This window comes from Elusimicrobiota bacterium (assembly GCA_016218575.1).
In the GTDB taxonomy this organism is placed as follows: Bacteria; Elusimicrobiota; Elusimicrobia; order UBA1565; family UBA9628; genus JACRDN01.
In genome coordinates, this window is the sequence record JACRDN010000010.1 from 41,395 (window position 1) to 57,242 (window position 15,848).

General features: G+C 65.6%; 9 protein-coding genes. 8 read left to right on the top strand and 1 reads right to left on the bottom strand.

Going from position 1 to position 15,848, the window contains the following annotated elements; translation table 11 throughout:
• The 8 genes from HY921_02595 to HY921_02630 all read left to right on the top strand — a co-directional run bounded on the left by HY921_02595 (position 1) and on the right by HY921_02630 (position 15,089).
• Entirely contained in the window at positions 1 to 1,605 is a 1,605-nt protein-coding gene (locus HY921_02595; GenBank protein ID MBI5629756.1) for a hypothetical protein, read from the top strand.
• Positions 1,580 to 3,607 carry a tetratricopeptide repeat protein gene (locus tag HY921_02600; protein MBI5629757.1) on the top strand — a complete coding sequence of 676 codons (2,028 nt, stop codon included), beginning with the start codon at positions 1,580 to 1,582 and terminating at the stop codon, positions 3,605 to 3,607. Before HY921_02595 ends, HY921_02600 begins: the two co-directional genes overlap by 26 nt.
• Complete coding sequence (locus tag HY921_02605) at positions 3,604 to 5,637, top strand: tetratricopeptide repeat protein (GenBank protein MBI5629758.1); 2,034 nt, start codon at positions 3,604 to 3,606, stop codon at positions 5,635 to 5,637. Before HY921_02600 ends, HY921_02605 begins: the two co-directional genes overlap by 4 nt.
• Positions 5,634 to 7,658: a tetratricopeptide repeat protein gene (locus tag HY921_02610; GenBank protein MBI5629759.1), complete on the top strand. Its 2,025-nt coding sequence runs from the start codon at positions 5,634 to 5,636 to the stop codon at positions 7,656 to 7,658. Before HY921_02605 ends, HY921_02610 begins: the two co-directional genes overlap by 4 nt.
• The gene (locus HY921_02615; protein MBI5629760.1) at positions 7,645 to 9,372 is read left to right on the top strand and encodes a tetratricopeptide repeat protein; all 1,728 of its coding nucleotides are present in this window, start codon (positions 7,645 to 7,647) and stop codon (positions 9,370 to 9,372) included. The genes HY921_02610 and HY921_02615 overlap by 14 nt, the downstream gene beginning before the upstream one ends.
• Positions 9,369 to 11,726, top strand: coding sequence for a tryptophan 7-halogenase (locus HY921_02620; protein MBI5629761.1), 2,358 nt, complete (start codon positions 9,369 to 9,371; stop codon positions 11,724 to 11,726). Before HY921_02615 ends, HY921_02620 begins: the two co-directional genes overlap by 4 nt.
• Before the next feature lie 347 nt (positions 11,727 to 12,073).
• Complete coding sequence (locus HY921_02625) at positions 12,074 to 13,471, top strand: tetratricopeptide repeat protein (protein MBI5629762.1); 1,398 nt, start codon at positions 12,074 to 12,076, stop codon at positions 13,469 to 13,471.
• A gap of 64 nt (positions 13,472 to 13,535) precedes the next feature.
• On the top strand, positions 13,536 to 15,089 hold the full coding sequence (locus HY921_02630; protein MBI5629763.1) for a hypothetical protein: 1,554 nt from the start codon (positions 13,536 to 13,538) through the stop codon (positions 15,087 to 15,089).
• Here the strand turns inward: HY921_02630 and HY921_02635 are convergent.
• On the bottom strand, positions 15,040 to 15,699 hold the full coding sequence (locus HY921_02635; protein ID MBI5629764.1) for a hypothetical protein: 660 nt from the start codon (positions 15,697 to 15,699) through the stop codon (positions 15,040 to 15,042). The two genes, HY921_02630 and HY921_02635, sit on opposite strands and share 50 nt — an antisense overlap.
• Positions 15,700 to 15,848: the final 149 nt, after the last annotated feature.

Below are 15,848 nucleotides of genomic sequence, written 5' to 3' on the forward strand. Positions count from 1 at the left end.
ATGGAGCCCGTCGCCGAGCTTCTTCTGGGCTTCCTTAAAAGCGTTCTCTTGCACCGGCACGCCTGCATCGCCTCGCTGTCGGCGACCCGCCGGTTGGGCGCGCTCTCTGCGGTTCCATCCTCGTTTTTTCCGGCGGTCGAGGAGATTGTTTCGGCCCTGCCCGCCATGCCGGACTATCGTGCCTTGAGCGGGGAGGTCTCTAGGGGCCGCTGGTCCGCGGCACAGAGACGCCTCTTGGCCTGGAGCCGGGCCCGGCCCGATTTGCCCCAGGCAGCGGTGCTCTTGGGGATACTGCGGCTGTACGCGCCCAGCGCTCGCTCCCGAGGGAAAAGTCTTCTAGAGTCTCTTCTTGAGCGCACCGCGCGCGGCGAAGGCTTGACGGTCCTAGCCGAGGCCTCCCGGCGCTTTCCCAGATTCTGGCCGGCCCGGGTGTGGGAGGGGCTGGCACGGCTGCGGCGCGGCGAGCTCGGGCGGGTCCGGGAAAGCTTCTCGGCCTTGGAAAGGCTCAGGCCCGACTGGCCCTGGGCCTTCATCCTTTTGAGCGAAACGGGGCGCGTGGACATCGAGCTCTCCGAGGCCATGGCTTTCATAGACCGGGCCCTGGCCTTGGAGCCGAGAAATCCCTGGGCCTGGGCCCTGCGCTCGCGGGTGCGCTTCCAGATGAGGCCGGAGGCGGCGGCCCTCGCGGATTTGGATCAGGCGCTGGCGCTCAGCCCCGGCGCGGGCTGGGCCTTGGCCTGGCGCGGCGACGCGCGGAGAAAGCTCGGCGACGCGCGCGGGGCGTTGCGCGATCTTCTCAAGGCCCGGGCCCTGGAGCCCGCCTACGACCGGACTTATCTGTGGCTCGCCAAGGTCTATCGTGGCCTGGGCCTAAACGATAAGGCCCTCGAGGCCTTGGGCGCGGCCTTCCGGGCCTGCCCGCATTTCGAAAAGGCCCGCGCCGAGCGCGCCCGGGTCTTGAGCCGCCTTGGGCGCGTGGACGCGGCCCTTAAGGATCTGCGCCTTGCCGCGCGCCTCAACCACAGGCACAATTGGCTCGGCAATTGGACGGCGGAGCCCGTCGCCCTCGATAAAGAGAGAGAATCCGCCCTCGGCGCCTTGACGGCCCACGCCGCGTCTCGCCCCCGCCAGGCCTGGGCCAGGGCTTGGCGGGGGGAATCCTTGGTGCAGATCGGAGAGGCGAGACAGGGGCTCGCGGATCTCAACCGCGCCTTGAGTCTCAACGGAAATTTGGCTTGGGCCCATGCCTGGCGCGCAGAGGCCTTCATTCGCCTGGGCGAGCTCGGCGCGGCGGCTCGGGAGTTGGACAGGGCCGTGGAGGCCGATCCCTTCTACGGCCGCGCCTACGCTTGGCGCGGGCGCCTGCGCCTGCTCGAGGGCGATTTCGCGGGAGCGGTCCGCGACCTCGGCCAGGCCGTGGGGGATTCCATGGTGGAGTATTCCTGGCTGTATTTCTGGCGGGCTCAAGCCCAGCTGGGCCTCGGGCGGCGGGATGCGGCCGGCGAGGACGCCCGCTCGGCCGCGGCTCTGGAACCTCGCCAGCCGGCCTTCCGTGAATTCTTGGACTCCTTGGAGGAAGATGAAGCCCGCGTTGTCTCGGCTTGAGGATCGGGGCTTTTGGGAGAAGCTGGAGGATTTATCCTCAAGATTCAAGCTCCCGTTCATCCCCGAGTATGAGCTGGGAGAGTTCTCGCGGCTCCGGCGCCCGGAATTAGCCTCCTCTTTAGAGGAGGCCTCCCGGGAGCTGGGTCGTCGCGAAAATGCGGACGCTTATCTGGAACACGGACGACTAAGGCGCCTCTTGGGGGACGCCGTCGGGGCGGCTCGCGATTTCAAAAAGGCCTTGGACCTAAATCCCCGCCTCGCCTTGGCCAGGGCGTGGCTCGGGGAGCTTGCCTTGGGCGATGCGTCGGCCGAGGAAAGCCTGAGCCAGGCGATCGCCCTCGAGCCGGGGCTTTCCTGCGCCTATTTCTACCGCGGCGCCGGCCGCCTGCTGGGCGGAAGGCTTGATGAGGCCTTGGAGGATTTTGCCTCCCACCTTCGCCTGCGCCCCGAGGCGGTCCTGGGCCGGGTCCTTCTCGGGGCGGCCCTGGAGCGGCTGGGCCGCGGCCGGGAGGCGGCCCGGGCCTTCGCCGAGGCGGCGGCTCTCAATTCCGCCTGCGCCGCGCTTCATTGGCTGGCAAGCGGCCCCGGCTTGGAATCGGCCGAGAGAGCCCTGGACGCCGATCCCACCTACGCCTTGATCACCTTGTCCTGGCACGGGCCCGGCCGCGCCTGGGCAGGGCATCTCCGGAGGCTCAGGACCTTCGCCTTCCGGGAACCGGAGCGCGCGGGTTGGTACTACCGGCAGGAGGACATCCATTATTCGCCTTACCAATTCGAGGAGTACGAGGACTCGCTCCGCCTCTCAAAGCTTCGGCCGGGGAAGGCCTGGGCCCTGGCCCTTTGCGGCCGGGCGATCCTGCGCTGCCCGCCCTCCTTGGATCGCTCCCGCCGGGGCCTGGAGCTTCTCGAGCGCGCCGCGGCCCTTTCGCCATCGAGCGGCTGGATCCTGGCCTGGCGCGCCCTGGCCCGGATCAAGCTCGAGGACCCCGCCGGGGCCTCGAGGGATTTCGAGGCCTGCCTCCGGCTCCAGCCGTTTTACCACCGCGCCTACGCCTGGAGGGGGGCCCTTCGGCGCAAAACCGGGGATTTGAAGGGAGCCCTCGGGGACCTCGACCGGGCGCTGTTCATGGACGAGCAATACGCCTTCGCTTGGCACGAGCGCTCCTTGGTCCGCCGCGCTCTGGGAGACTGGGCGCCGGCCGCGCGGGATCTGGACCGGGCCTTCGCTTTGGATTTCCGCTACAGCTGGCTGTTCACGGTCGGCCGCGAGCCCTCCCCCGAGGAGAGGGCTCTGGCTTTGGAGGAGATCTCTCAAGCCGTCGCGGCCGAGCCGCGCCATCCCTCCCTTCTGGCTTGGCGGGGGCAGCTGCGCCTTGAGGCCGGGGATGAAAGCGGAGCCGTGCTCGATCTCGAGAAGGCCTGCCGGCTCGATCCCCAGCACGCCTTGGCCCAGGCTTGGCTCGGCCGGGCGCGGCTTGGCGGCGGAAGCCCCGGCCCGGCCGAGAACGCCCTAAGGAAGGCCGCGGAGCTGGCCCCGGAACTCTCGATTTTTAGAGGCTGGCTTGCCCGCGCCCTGGCCGCGCAGGGGCGGCTTGCCCAGGCGCAGAGGCTGTTGGATTCGCTGCTCAAGGACAAGCCCGAGACCTGGTGGGCTTTCCAGGAGAAGGCCGAGCTCTATCTCGAGGCGGGGCGCGCCCGCCGGGCCTTGCCTTGGATCATGAAATCCCTGGCTTGCGAGGGGCGGCACGCCGAGAGCCATTATCTGGAGGCGCGCATTCGCCTCGAGCTGGGCAGACTCCCGAAGGCTTTGGCCGCCGTGGAAAAGGCCCTCACCATATCCCCGAATCTGGGCCGGGGCTACCTGCTTAGGGCTAGGATCCGGGAGCGCTTGGGCCGGTCCCGGGAAACGGTCGAGGACTTCCGCAAGGTTTACGCGGAATTTCCCTACCTCTTCAACAGCGAGGAGAAGCGCGCGGTCGCGGTTCTCTTAGCCATCCCATGACCATTCCGCGCCTCCTCGAGGCCTTGGGGCAGGCCGAGAAGCTGGAGGATTTGAGCCTGCGCTACGGGGTTCCCCATATCCCGGAGCATGAGCTCTCTTACTTTCGCGGGCTGTATTTCGGTGAGCTCTCGGGCGCCCTCAAGAGCCTCGAGGCCGAAAAAAGCCCCCGGCTTCTGGCCTGGCGGGGCAGGGTCCGGCGGCTCATGGGAGACGCTTTGGGTGCCGCGCGGGACCTTAAGGAGGCTTTGGACTTGAATCCTCGGATGTCCTTGTCCATGGCCTGGCTTGGCGAGCTGGCCCTGGGGGAGCCCTCGTCCGAGGAGAGCTTGAGCCAGGCGATAGGGCTTGAGCCCGGGCTTGCCTGCGCCTACCTCTATCGCGGCGCCGGGCGCTGGCTTGCGGGAAAATTCCATGAGGCCGGCGGGGACTTCGAGGCGTTCGCGAGGCTCCGGCCTAACTCGTCTCTCGGCCATTTGATGCTGGGTTTGGCGCAAAACAAGGAAGGCCGCCGGCGCCCGGCCGTGCGCAGCTTCGCGCGGGCGGCCGAGCTTTCGCAAGGTTTAGCGGCCGCGCATATTTTGCGCGCCAGGAGCCAGGACTCTCCCGGGGCATTCGCGGCCTCCTGCGAGGATGCCTTCGACGCGGAACCGGATTACGCCCATCTGGCCCTGTTCGAGCGCGGCCCGAGAGAAGGCTGGGAGGCGTACTTGCGAAAGCTCGTCCGATTCTCCCTGGAGGAGGGGCGCGCCAAGGCGCCGTGCGCGCGCTGCGTTGCCGCGGACATCCGCTATTCCCCGTTCCACTACGAGGCCGTGGCCATCGCGGCCCGCGCCAAGCGCCGCCGCCCGGATCGGGCCTGGGCCTGGGCCCTCTGGGGAAGGGCGCTGGCTCGTAGCCCCCGGGGTTCGGGGCTGGGATTGGCGAGCCTGGAGGCTTTGGACGCCGCGGTGGAGCTCGCCCCCGGCCGGGGCTGGCCCCTGGCCTGGCGCGCCCTTTCCCGTCTGGCCCTCGGCCGGCCGCGGGAAGCCCTCAAGGACCTCGATGAGGCCCTGCGCCTACAGCCGTATTATTACCGCGCCTACGCCTGGCGCGGGGCCGTGCTGCGCAAGCTGGGTCGCCCCCGTCGGGCCCTGGAGGATTTGGACCGCGCCGTGTCCGTGGACGAGGACTATCCCTTCACCCGTCATGAGAGGTCTCTTGCCCGGCGGGACTTGGGGGATTACGCGGGGGCGGCCGCGGACCTCGATCAAGCCTTCCGCCAAGACCACCGCTACTCCTGGGTCCATGCCGTGGGGCGAGAGCCCTCCCGGGAGGAGCTCGAGGCGGGGATAGCCGAGCTGGATACCGCGTTGAAGCGCTGCCCGCGCTCGGCCTCCTTGCGGACCTGGCGGGGCCAGGCCCTTATGCAGGCGAGGGATTTTCCCCGCGCCATTCTGGATTTTAGCCAAGCTTTGGCCCTGGATCCCCTCCACGGTCTGGCCCATGCCTGGCAGGGAAGGGCTCTCTGCGAGGCGGGCGATCCCGGCCGGGCCGAACTCTACTTAAGGAAGGCCGCGGAGCTCGAACCAGGCCTGACCGTCGTCCGGGGCTGGATGGCGCGTTGCCTGTTCGCGCAAGGCCGGGGCGGGGAGGCCTTGCGCCTCTTGGAGGGGCTCTTGCGCCAAAGACCCCGGCTCTGGTGGGCCCACCAGGAGCGCGGGCGCTTCCTCTTTGAGCTCGGCCGCGGGCGTGCGGCCTTGGCCGCTTTCGAGAAAGCGGCGGGTCTCGAGGGGCGTGACGCGGAAAGCTATTATTTGTCGGCGCGGGTCCGGCTCGAGCTCGGCCGCGCGAGGGAGGCCCTTTCCAGCGTGGAGAAGGCCCTTGCCATCTCCCCGAACCACGGCCGGGCCGTGATCCTGCGGGCCCGCATCAACGAGAGCTTGGGCCGGCCAGAGCTCGTGATTCAGGACTGGCGCTTGGCCTTGGATAAATTCGATTATCTCTTCAATGAGGAGGAGAAGGGCCGCCTCAAGGCCCTGCTGAACCGATGAAATTCGCGCAGGCCGCCGAGCTCTTGGACGGGCTGGGTCAGGCGGAAAAGATAGAGGACTTGGCCGGGCGCTTCGGCCTGCCCCACGTCCCGGAGCATGAGCTCGAGTATTTCAAGAATCTTCATCATCCCGAGCTTTCGCTCTGCCGGGAGGCCCTGGACAAGGATCCGCTTTATCGGGGCAGGCTCAAGAGGATCATGGGAGATCATCGGGGAGCCTGCCGGGATTTTCAGGCGGCCCTGGACAAGGATCCTCGGGATGCCCGGGCCCGCGCTTGGCTGGGAGAGCTCGACCTCGGCGGGGAGCAGGGTGAAACCTGCTTCTCCAAGGCCGTGGAAACGGGGCCCGATCAGCCGTGGGCCTACCTCTACCGCGGCGCGGGAAGGCTTTTGCGGGAAAGGCCCGACGAGGCGCGCGCGGACCTGGAGGCCTTTCTCGGCCTGCGCCCGGAGTCGGCTTTAGGCCTGCTCCTTCTCGGACGGGCCGAGGAAAAGGCGGGGCGGCGCGTGCGCGCAGCCAAGGCCTACGAGGAGTCCTTGAGGAGAAATCCCGCCTGCTCTGCGGCAGCACTTTTACGCTGCCGACTGGCCGAGGACCCCGGCGAGGCGGCATTCTATCTGCGCCAGGCGTACAACGCGAGCCCGGTCCTCGGATTTATCACCCTCCAGATTCACCGGACCTCGGACGTGGAGTCGCCGCGCTACACCCGCAAGATGCTGGCATTCTCCTTCTCCCATCCGGAGAAGGTCGGCGCCTACTACCGCCGGGAGGCGACCCAGACCCATTTCTCCCATTTCCCGGCCGAGGACTACTCCTTCGTGGAAAGGCTGGTCAAGACTCATCCGGACCTGGCCTGGGCCCAGGCCTTCTTCGGGCGGGCCGCCTGCTACACCCCGGGAGGGGCGCGCCAGGGAGTCGAGCGCCTGACCCGGGCGATTGAGCTTGCCCCGTCCATCGGCTGGTTTTACGCCTGGCGGGCCAACGCCAGGCGCCTTCTTGGAGAGACGCAAGAGGCCTTGGAGGATTTCGCCTTGAGCGTCCGCCTCCAGCCTTTTTACCACCGGGCCTACGTTTGGCGCGGCTCGCTTTGGCGCAAGCTCGGGCGGCCTAAGCAAGCCCTGGCTGATCTTGACCGTGCCCTTGTCATGGATCCCTATTACAGCCTCACCTATTACGAACGCTCCAGGAGCTTGCGGGGGCTGGGCGAGCCGGCGGCGGCCGCGCGGGATCTGGACCGGGCCTTCTTGCTTGACCACCGCTACCACTGGGCGTTCAAGACCGGGGACGCCCCGAGCCCCGCCGAGCTGGATAGGGCCGCGGCGGAGTTGGGGCGCGCCTTGGCCGCCGATCCCCGGGAGCCCTCCCTCCTTGTTTGGCGCGGCCAGTTGAGGATACAACAGCAGCGCTTCTCGGAGGCCTTCGAGGATTTCGAAAGGGCGTCCTGGCTCGATCCCCAGAACGTCCTGGCCCTGGCTTGGCATGGCTGGGGTTGGCTCAGGGCCGGGAGACCGGAGCTTGCCCGCCGCAAGCTCATGCGCGCCCTCGAGCTTTCGCCGCGCCTCTGGATCGCCCATGGATGGCTGGCCGAGGCGTGCTTCGAGGCGGGGGCCCCCGCCGAGGCCCGCGCCGTCATAAGAAAAGTGCTCGCGGCGAAGTCCAAGATTCCCTGGGCCTACCATCTTGAGGCTCGGATGGACTTCTCGCAGGGCCGCTATCGGCGTGCCGTGGAGAAGCTTAAAACGGCTCTTCTCCTGGACGGCAAGTATCCGGAGGCCTACCTTCTGCTGGCCCAGGTTCACCTGGCCCGCGAGGACCTCAAGAAGGCGCGCGCGGCGGCCGAGCGCTGCCTTGAGATCGCCCCCAATATGGGCCGGGCCTACGCCGTGAGGGCAGAGATTTGCCGGGCGGCCGGCCGCCCGGAGAAAGCCATCGAGGACTACCGCAGGCTTTTGGCCGATTTTCCTTATCTTCTCAACGACGAACAATGCCGCGAGATGGAGGCCCGGCTTGCCTCCGTCTGAAAAGACATCTCTGCTCGCCTGGCGCGGGTATGTCGCCCACGCCCTCCTGTTCTACCGGCAGAATGACCTGCGCGGCTTTGGCGAGCTTCTGGCGATAGGAAGGAAGTTTCCTTGGAGCGCCGGGCGGGCCCCATCCTGGCCGGGAGGCGAGGCCGGGCTCCTGCTCCGACGCGGGCTTTTGCGCCGCGAGCGCTATTGGGGCTCTTTTCGCTTGGGGCCGGAAGCCCTGGCGGACTTCGAGCGCGCCGCCGCCTTGGAGCCGAAGAACGCCTGGTGCCGGCTCCTTTCCGGCATGGCCCATGAGATGGCGCGGCGCTACGCGCGCGCGATCGTCTGCTTTGAAGAAGCCATGGCGCTCGAGCCGTCCTGGAACTGGCCTTGGATCCTGCGCGGGATATGCCGTTGGTACATGGCAGATTTCGAGGGCTGTGTCGCGGACTGCCGGTGCGCCTCGCGGCTCGAGCCCAAGGACGAGTTGGCCCTTCTTTTCATGGCCCGGGCCAAGGCCGACCTCAAGGACCGTTCCTTGGTCGGGGATTTGGATCGGGCGCTGAAGCTGGCTCCCAAGTCGGGGTTCGCTCTGTCCTGGCGGGGCCGGGCCTTGTTCGTGATGAAGAAAACCCCCGAGTCCTTGCGGGAGCTCGAGCGCTCGATAAAGCTTCTGCCCCGCTACGACCGCGGCTACTCCTGGCTCGGGGTCTCGTGCGCGGAGCTCGGCCGCCACGCCCGCGCCGCGCGCCTCCTAAAAAAGGCCCGTAAGCTCAACCCTTACTACCCCACCACTCTCTACCCCTTGGCCGAGGCCTGCTTCAAGCTCGGGTGGGTGGATGAGGCGGGCCGGGCGCTGAGAGCCGCGGCCTTCATTGACCGGCAAGGGGTTTGGGTCGAGCATCGCATCAGCATGAGTCACCCGAACCCCGCCTGCCGGCGCTCTTTGAAGGGCTTAAGCGACTATATAGAGGAAAGGCCGCGCGCGGCCTGGGCCTGGGCCTGGCGGGGGCAGACGAGGCTCCTCCTCCAGGAATATTTCGCGGCCTTGGAAGATTTGGACCGTTCGCTCAAGCTCGCTCCCAGGGCGCCTTGGCCTTATGTCTGGAAGGGGGAAGCCCTGCGCCGCCTCGGCTATCCCAATGAGGCCTTGTCCTCGTTCGACAAGGCCTTGGCGCTCGACGCCGGCCTTGGCTGGGCTTTCGCGGCGAAAGGGCATTGCCTTCTCTCTCTGGGGCGGACGCAGGAGGCCCTGGAGGCTCTCAATGCGTCCCTTGTCCTTCAAGGCCAGTCTCCCCAAGCCCTGGCTTGGCGGGGAGAGGCCCTCTGCCGCTTGGAGCGTTGGCAGGAGGCGATCCCAGACCTCAAACAGGCCCTCGAGCTCTACCCTCATGCCCGCTGGATTTACCGCTGGCTGTGCCAGGCCCACATCAAGAACGGGGATCTCGCCTCGGCGGCCGATGCCCTCAACAGCTATGCCGCGGGGCTTTGCGTGCTCGAAGGGGAGAATCGGGATCCCCTCGAGCAGCTTCGGCGCATGCCCCAGGAGGGAGGGGACAGCATGGCGCATTGGCTGGGGATGGGCTTCAAGAGCCTGCGCGAGGGGGACTTTCGCCGCGCCCTGGAGCTCGCCGGCCGCGCGCTTGACTTCAGCTTCGATCCCGCCTCCAAGCCCGCGCTCTGGCTGCGGGATCGGGCGCATGAGAATTTGGGGGCGTTCGCATGAGCATGAAGGAGGCTTACGATCTCGTGGTGATCGGAGCGGGCCCAGCCGGGACCACCATGGCCACTGTGGTCAAGAAATACAACCCCGAGGCCAAGGTTCTCATCATCGAGAAAAGTCCGTTTCCAAGGCATCATATTGGAGAGTCCCTCCTGCCGGGCATGATCCCGGTCCTCAAGGAGATGGGGGTTTTCGACAAGATCAACGCCGTGGGATTTCCAAAAAAATTCGGGGTGGTGTTCGTTTGGGGGAAGAACCGGGAGCCTTGGGACGCCGACTTCAATAACCTCAACCTCGAGATGCTCGAAAAATACGGCAGCCTTCTCGACACCGAGTTCTCTTGGCAAGTCCTTCGATCTCGATATGATGAGATACTTCTGGATCACGCCCGGGAATGCGGGGCGGAGGCGTGGATGGGCTTCAAGGCGGTGGAGCCGGTCGAGAAAGGCGGCGAGATTCGCGGCCTCATCGTGGAGTCGCCCGAAGGGCGCCGCATCGAGCTCGCCTCCCGGATGCTGGCCGACTGCAGCGGGCAGAATGGTTTTCTCTCCCGCGCAAGGCGGACCCGCCAATACCGAGAGGATTTGAAGAATATCGCCGGCTACGCTTATTTCAAGGGCGCCCGCTGGAAATTCGAGTATGCCGGGCATCCGGACAAGACCAAGATATTCGTGTGCTCCACGCCCCAAGGCTGGTTTTGGTACATTCCGCTGTCTCGCGACATGATATCGGTGGGCTTGGTTTCCAAGGCCGATTACGTGCGGGAGCGCAAGGTGTCGGATTTTAGAGAATTCTTCTTCGAGTCTCTGCGCTCCTGCTCGGAGATATGGCCGCTTCTGGAAGAGGCGAGCCTCATGAGGGGAGTGGACCCGACCGAGCCGGAAAAGGATTTTTTCACGGCCGGAGATTGGTCCTACGCCAATGAGAACGCCTGCGGGCCGGGGTGGCTGGCGGCGGGCGATGCGGCTTTCTTCCTTGATCCTCTTCTTTCCTCGGGAGTGATGATGGCGCACATCTCCGGTCACCGGGCGGCCTACGCGCTCAGTACCGCCTGGCGCTTGAAAGATAAGGGGCTGGGGAAGCTTCTATGGAACGATTACGATCGCTTCTGCAAGGAAATCGCCGGCTCCTTCATGGCCTTGATCGAGTTCTGGTACCATAATGATCCGAATGCGCGCTCGTGGTGGAGAAAGGCCAGGCAGGCCATGGGCCGGGCGTCTCCTCTGGATTTATCCGACAAGATGTCCTTCGTGGCCGTGGCCTCGGGCCTTACCTATTATTTCGAGAGAGCCTACACCTCTCAGACCCTTCTTTTCGGCGCCTCCGGCCAACATCATCCTTGGCAATGGGAAGGGACCAAGCTCGAGCTCAAGCGCTGGACCCGCCAGATACTGGCCATCGTGGAAACGGGCTTCATGGGACACCCCACGACCCTGGAGGAAAACGCCCTCCGGGCGAGCGAGAAGTCCGCCATGAAAGAACTGCCCGACTCCTGGATTCCTTTTTGGAAGCTGCCCAGGAAACTCTCCTGGACCTTTCTGCCTAGAGCCCAATCCGGCCGCCTGTACCCCATCAAGCGCCTTGAGATAGTTAAAACCGAGTCGCGCGAGCCTTCGGCGCGGGCCGTCAATCCCAAGAGAATCCTGCCCGGCTCCTATGCCGCGGTGCTGGGATTGCTGAACGGCCGGCGAAGCATCTCGGCGATCAAGAGCGTCCTTGGGCTCAGGCGAGGCCTTCCCCGTGATATCATCGAGGGACAGGTCTTCCGCCTGCTCAAGGACTTGTCGGTCCTGGGAGCCGTGGACTTTAAGAAGGGGGCGGAGGGGCGCTCCTCTCAAGCCAAGGGTTCGCCTGTCTGGAGGCTTTTCCGGGAGGGGGAGCGGGCCTTGGCGCAAGGGGAGGTGGACAGGGCCGAGGGGCTGCTCTGCCGCACTATCGAGCTCGGGCTTAAGAAGCCCTGGGCGTACGCCTTGAGGGGCGAGGCTCGCCGCCACCAAGGGCGCCTCGATGAGGGATTAAAGGACCTCAACGAGGCCGTGCACTTCCTTGACCTGCCCGCCGCGTCTTCCGACCGCGGCGCGCTCGCGAGACAAGCCCGCGAATTCGAGTGCCTCATCGAGAAAAGCTGGCTGGAGGACCGCGTCCTGGTGTTTCGAGCCAAGCTGAATCTCGCGCTGGGCCGGGCCGCGGCGGCCAAGGCGGATGCCGAGAGGGCGCTGGAGGCCAACCCCAGGCAGTCGGAGGCCTTGGTGCTCAGAGCCAAGGCCTGCGCGGCTTTGGGAGATTTGGCCTCGGCCCGGACGGATCTAAAAAAAGCCTTGGTGATCGAGGGCTCAGGGCGATGCGGGGAGGGATGAGGAGGCCTCGGAGGAGGGGGGCAGAATCGGGACCTCCACGGGTTTCGGCGGATTTCATTCAGTCTTGAGGTGAAGCATGCAATATAATAGAATCTCGCCGCCCCAATGAAATGGATTGTCTGTTTGAGTCTTTTGTTTGGGCCCCGCGCGGCGCGTTCTTCCCTGCTCCCTCGCTCCCCGGACGGCCGCCGAGCCGTTTCTGGCGGCTGGGACGGCATCATTCGGGTTTGGGACCTTGGCGGCCTGCCTTGAGCCCAAGGCCTTCCCGCGCGAGCTGCCGGTCTCACCTTTCCCGCAGCACCCAACGCCTTAAGCGCGGGGAAAGTTCCGCGGCTTGGATGGAGCTCATGAAAGCTTACGCGCTCAATCCAAGCTTCATGTTTTCCTACGCGGAGGCTAGGAAGGAACAGCCCGCCAAGCTCCATCGCGACAATCCCGAAGAAGTTTCCTCCGCGGAGCTCCTGCCCCACGTCGAGCGTTGGCTCGGGGCGAGCCCCAGTAGGGCCGAGGCCTGGGCCTGGCGCGGTCTTTTAAGAAGGCGCGGGGGCGATTACCGCGGCGCGGTGCGCGATTTGCGCCGCGCCTGGAGCCTTGGGGCGCGCGACCCGATGATTCTCGCTTGGCGGGGGGAAGCGAGGCTGCAGGCGGGCGACGCCGCGGGCATGGCGGAGCTCGAAAGGGCCGCGACCCTGGGGGGGCGGGCCTGGATTCACGCCTGGTTGGGCAGAGCCAAGGTATCCTTCGCCAGGAGCCCTCAAGCGCTCGTTTCATTCGACCGGGCCCTGGAGCTGGAGCCAGACAACGGCTGGTATCTGGCTTGGCGGGCGGAGGCCAAGAGGATCCTCGGAATTCATGACGGGATGCTTGAAGACTTCGATCGGGCCCTGGCCCAAGATCCCGGCTACGATTACGCGGCCTGGGTGCGGACCTGGCGGGGCTTGGCCTGTCTCAAGGTCGGCAGTATGAAGGAAGCCTTGAGGGATTTTAGCGCAGCCTTGGAGGGAAAGCCCTCCTACGCATTGGCTTGGAATGGGCTGGCAAGGGCCCATTGGAATTTGGGCCGCCTGAAGTCCTGGGCCGTGGATATGGATCGGGCGGCGGTATTGGATCCGAAATACGTGGAGCTATGGTTTTCCCGCCCGCCGGCGGAGCTCGAGACCTTCGCGTGCCGCCTGGAAGTCGTTAAGCCCTCGACCGCCATGCGGCGCTGGAGGGGTTTTTTCCTGCTTCTCTTGGGCCGCTTGAATGAGTCTTGCAAAGAGTTGGAGTCGGCGGCGTCCCGTGAAAGCGGCAATGTTTGGGGCTGGGCCTGGCTGGGCTTGGCCGCCGCCCAGGCCGGCAGGCACGAGGAGGCTTCGTCGCGCTACGAGAGATTCCTGGAGATACATCCGGGCAATCCCCTGGTCCTGGCCTGGAGGGCCAAGGCCTTCCTGGCCCAGGGCCGGATTGAGGAGGCTTTGGCGGATTTCCAGGAGTCCGTCCGGAGCGATCCTCGCTTCGCCTGGATTTTGACCGACCTTGGTCGCGTCGAGCTCCTCTTCGGCCGCCCCGCGCCGGCCGCCAGCCATTTGGAGAAGGCCTTACTCATGGACGGCCGTGACGCGCTGGCCTGGGCGGATCTGTCCGAGGCTTTTCGCCGGCTGGGAAAAAGAAGGGCAGGCCGGCGGGCTCTTAAGCGCGCCCTTGAAGAGGGTTCGGAGGCGGCCCGTTGCCGTCTCAAGGAGTGGGAGCGCTCGGTTTGTTGACTGGCTTTGAGCATTTGATATAAGCTACACGGCCGCGAAATCGAAACCTGGGGGTGTTGCGCGCATGCCAAAGTGTTTCCGCAAGGCGGTATTCTTCTTTGTCGTTTCCGGGCTCGGAGCTTCCGCGGCCTTGGCCGGCTTGGCATGGGGCCCTTTCCCTCTTTACGTCGCCAATAACCTGCCCAGCGGCAAGAAGGATAACGAGCGCTACTCCCGCGCTGTTTCCGACGGAGCGGGGGGCACGTTCATGGTTTGGGTGGCTTCCGACATGCTCGAGGACACGCCGCTCCAGGTTTACGGCCAGCATTTGGGCCCGAAGGGCGAGAAGCTGTGGAATCGGGGCGATCCTCTCCTGCTGGCCTCAAATCCAGACAAGGATTTGTGGAACCTTTGGCTTGTCAACGACGGAAAGGGCGGAGTTTTGGTGGCTTACAGCACCTTGGAAAATGACCCCTCGACGGGTTCGCGCAGCGGCCCCCTTTTCATTCAGCGTTTCGACCGCGAAGGGCGTTCGATCTGGGCCTCTCCGACCCGCGCGGCCGGCGGAGCGGACAATTACCTGCTGCTGGCTGACGGGGAGGGAGGGGCGACCTCCCTGGCCTCGGCGAAGGGCCGAGAATCCGATTCTGTGTTCGTCTTCCGGGTGGACGCATCCGGGAGGCTGGTTTACAATAAAAAGCTTTACGATACGCCCACGGCTCCTCCGGTCTTTTGGGCGGATTTGGGCATCTCGGGAGTCGCCAAAAGCGGCGAGGCCCTGTTCGTGATCGCGGACAGCCACTTGTCCAAGCGCTTCGCGGAGATTTTTTCCATCCATGTCTCCCGAGTCGGCGCCTACCGGGTCAACCGTTTGAGTTCCGGCTACCCGGCGGGAATGAACGAGTCGTGGCCCTGCGCCCGCTATTTGACGGCGGCGGCCGACGGGGCGGGCGGGGCCTACGTGGTTTGGGCGGGCTGGCACGATGGCGGACAGAGCCTGCATCTGGCGCGAGTGGACGGACGCGGCCGCCTCAAGCCGTCCTGGGGGGCAAGGGCCGTTTCAATAGACGGAGACCCGGCCTCCTATAAGTTCAACCTGTTCTCCAAAGTAGACGGAGAAGGCGGCCTTCTTCTTCAGTACGCCGCCAGGCCCGCTGGCCCTTTCAAGAACGGATGCTCCGGTCCGGAATGCTCCGCGCCCGCGGGGCGCCGCCACCCGGTCTGCAACGAGGCCGCGCGATTCGTGAGCGCCGGCTCGGAGACGGAGTCTTCCGCGAGCCTCTGGCTTGCGAGGTTTTCTCCGGGGAAGGTCGCTGCCGCGGAGTTCGCCCTGGCGGTCGCAGCAAGCATCACGCAGGATCAGCATGACATGCTGGCCAACGGCGGCGCGTTTTATTCGTCCTGGGTCGATTACGCGACTCGGGACGTCTTGGCGCGCAGGATCGATCGAAACGGCGCGGCCTCCGGCCCGGGCGTGGTCCTGGGAAGCTATAAAGGCGAGGGGTCCTTGGGCATCACGGCCATGCCCGAGTCGGGCGGGGGCGTCGTGGTGGCTTGGAAGCAGGAGGGGAACCTGTACGTCCAGGCCATCACTCCAGGCTCCGTCTCGCCGCCGACCGGGAGCAGAACAGTCCCGTGATTTCATCGTTCAAGGATTGACAGGCGCCAGGGCCGTCTCCCATGAGCAGACGGCAGTAAAGGGATGCGCCGCAAGCGCCGACGTCGCGGCTCTGATAAGCTTTTCGATAGCGGACGAGTTCAAGGCAACGCTCCACGCGGTAAGGCGAGCGCAGGCCCATGCAAGCGGCTTCGTCCTCCCCGTAGCCGTAGCGGAACAGAGCCCGGCATTCTCCCAGGCTCGTGCGCGACCTAAAATGCGGCAGGAGCGCGGCGCAGGCGCCTTCCAGGTCCGCTCGTTTTTGGGAATACCTAGCGATGATTCGACATGCCTTGTCGAAAGATTCTTTCTTGAACGGACCTTCATCTCCCGGCCTGCGGTACGAGTTTTCCTTCAGGCAGGCCTCGATGATGCCCGGGCTTGCCTGAAGTCGGGCGCGGTCAAAGACCCATAAATAGAAATCCCTGCGGCAGCTGTATGCGGCAGGGAAGACGCCTGGCCCGCCCTTCCGGGCGTTCTTCTCCTCATCGAGGAAAGCCAGGCGGTCGCAGATTGCAGGCAGTCCGGAGGAGAAGGCTCGGCAGGCGTAATATCGGATGAGGGGCCTCCTGAGAGAAGGTTCCTCGTCCAAGGCGGAGGACGATAGCCTCCCGCCTTTTATTTCATCGAGCACTTTTTGCGCGCTGTAGGCCTCGGAACAGAAAGGGGAGGGCCGCCTCCCATCGCCTGGCGCGGGGGCTGCCCAAAGCGATGCGGCCAAGAAAGGGCTTAAAATAATGC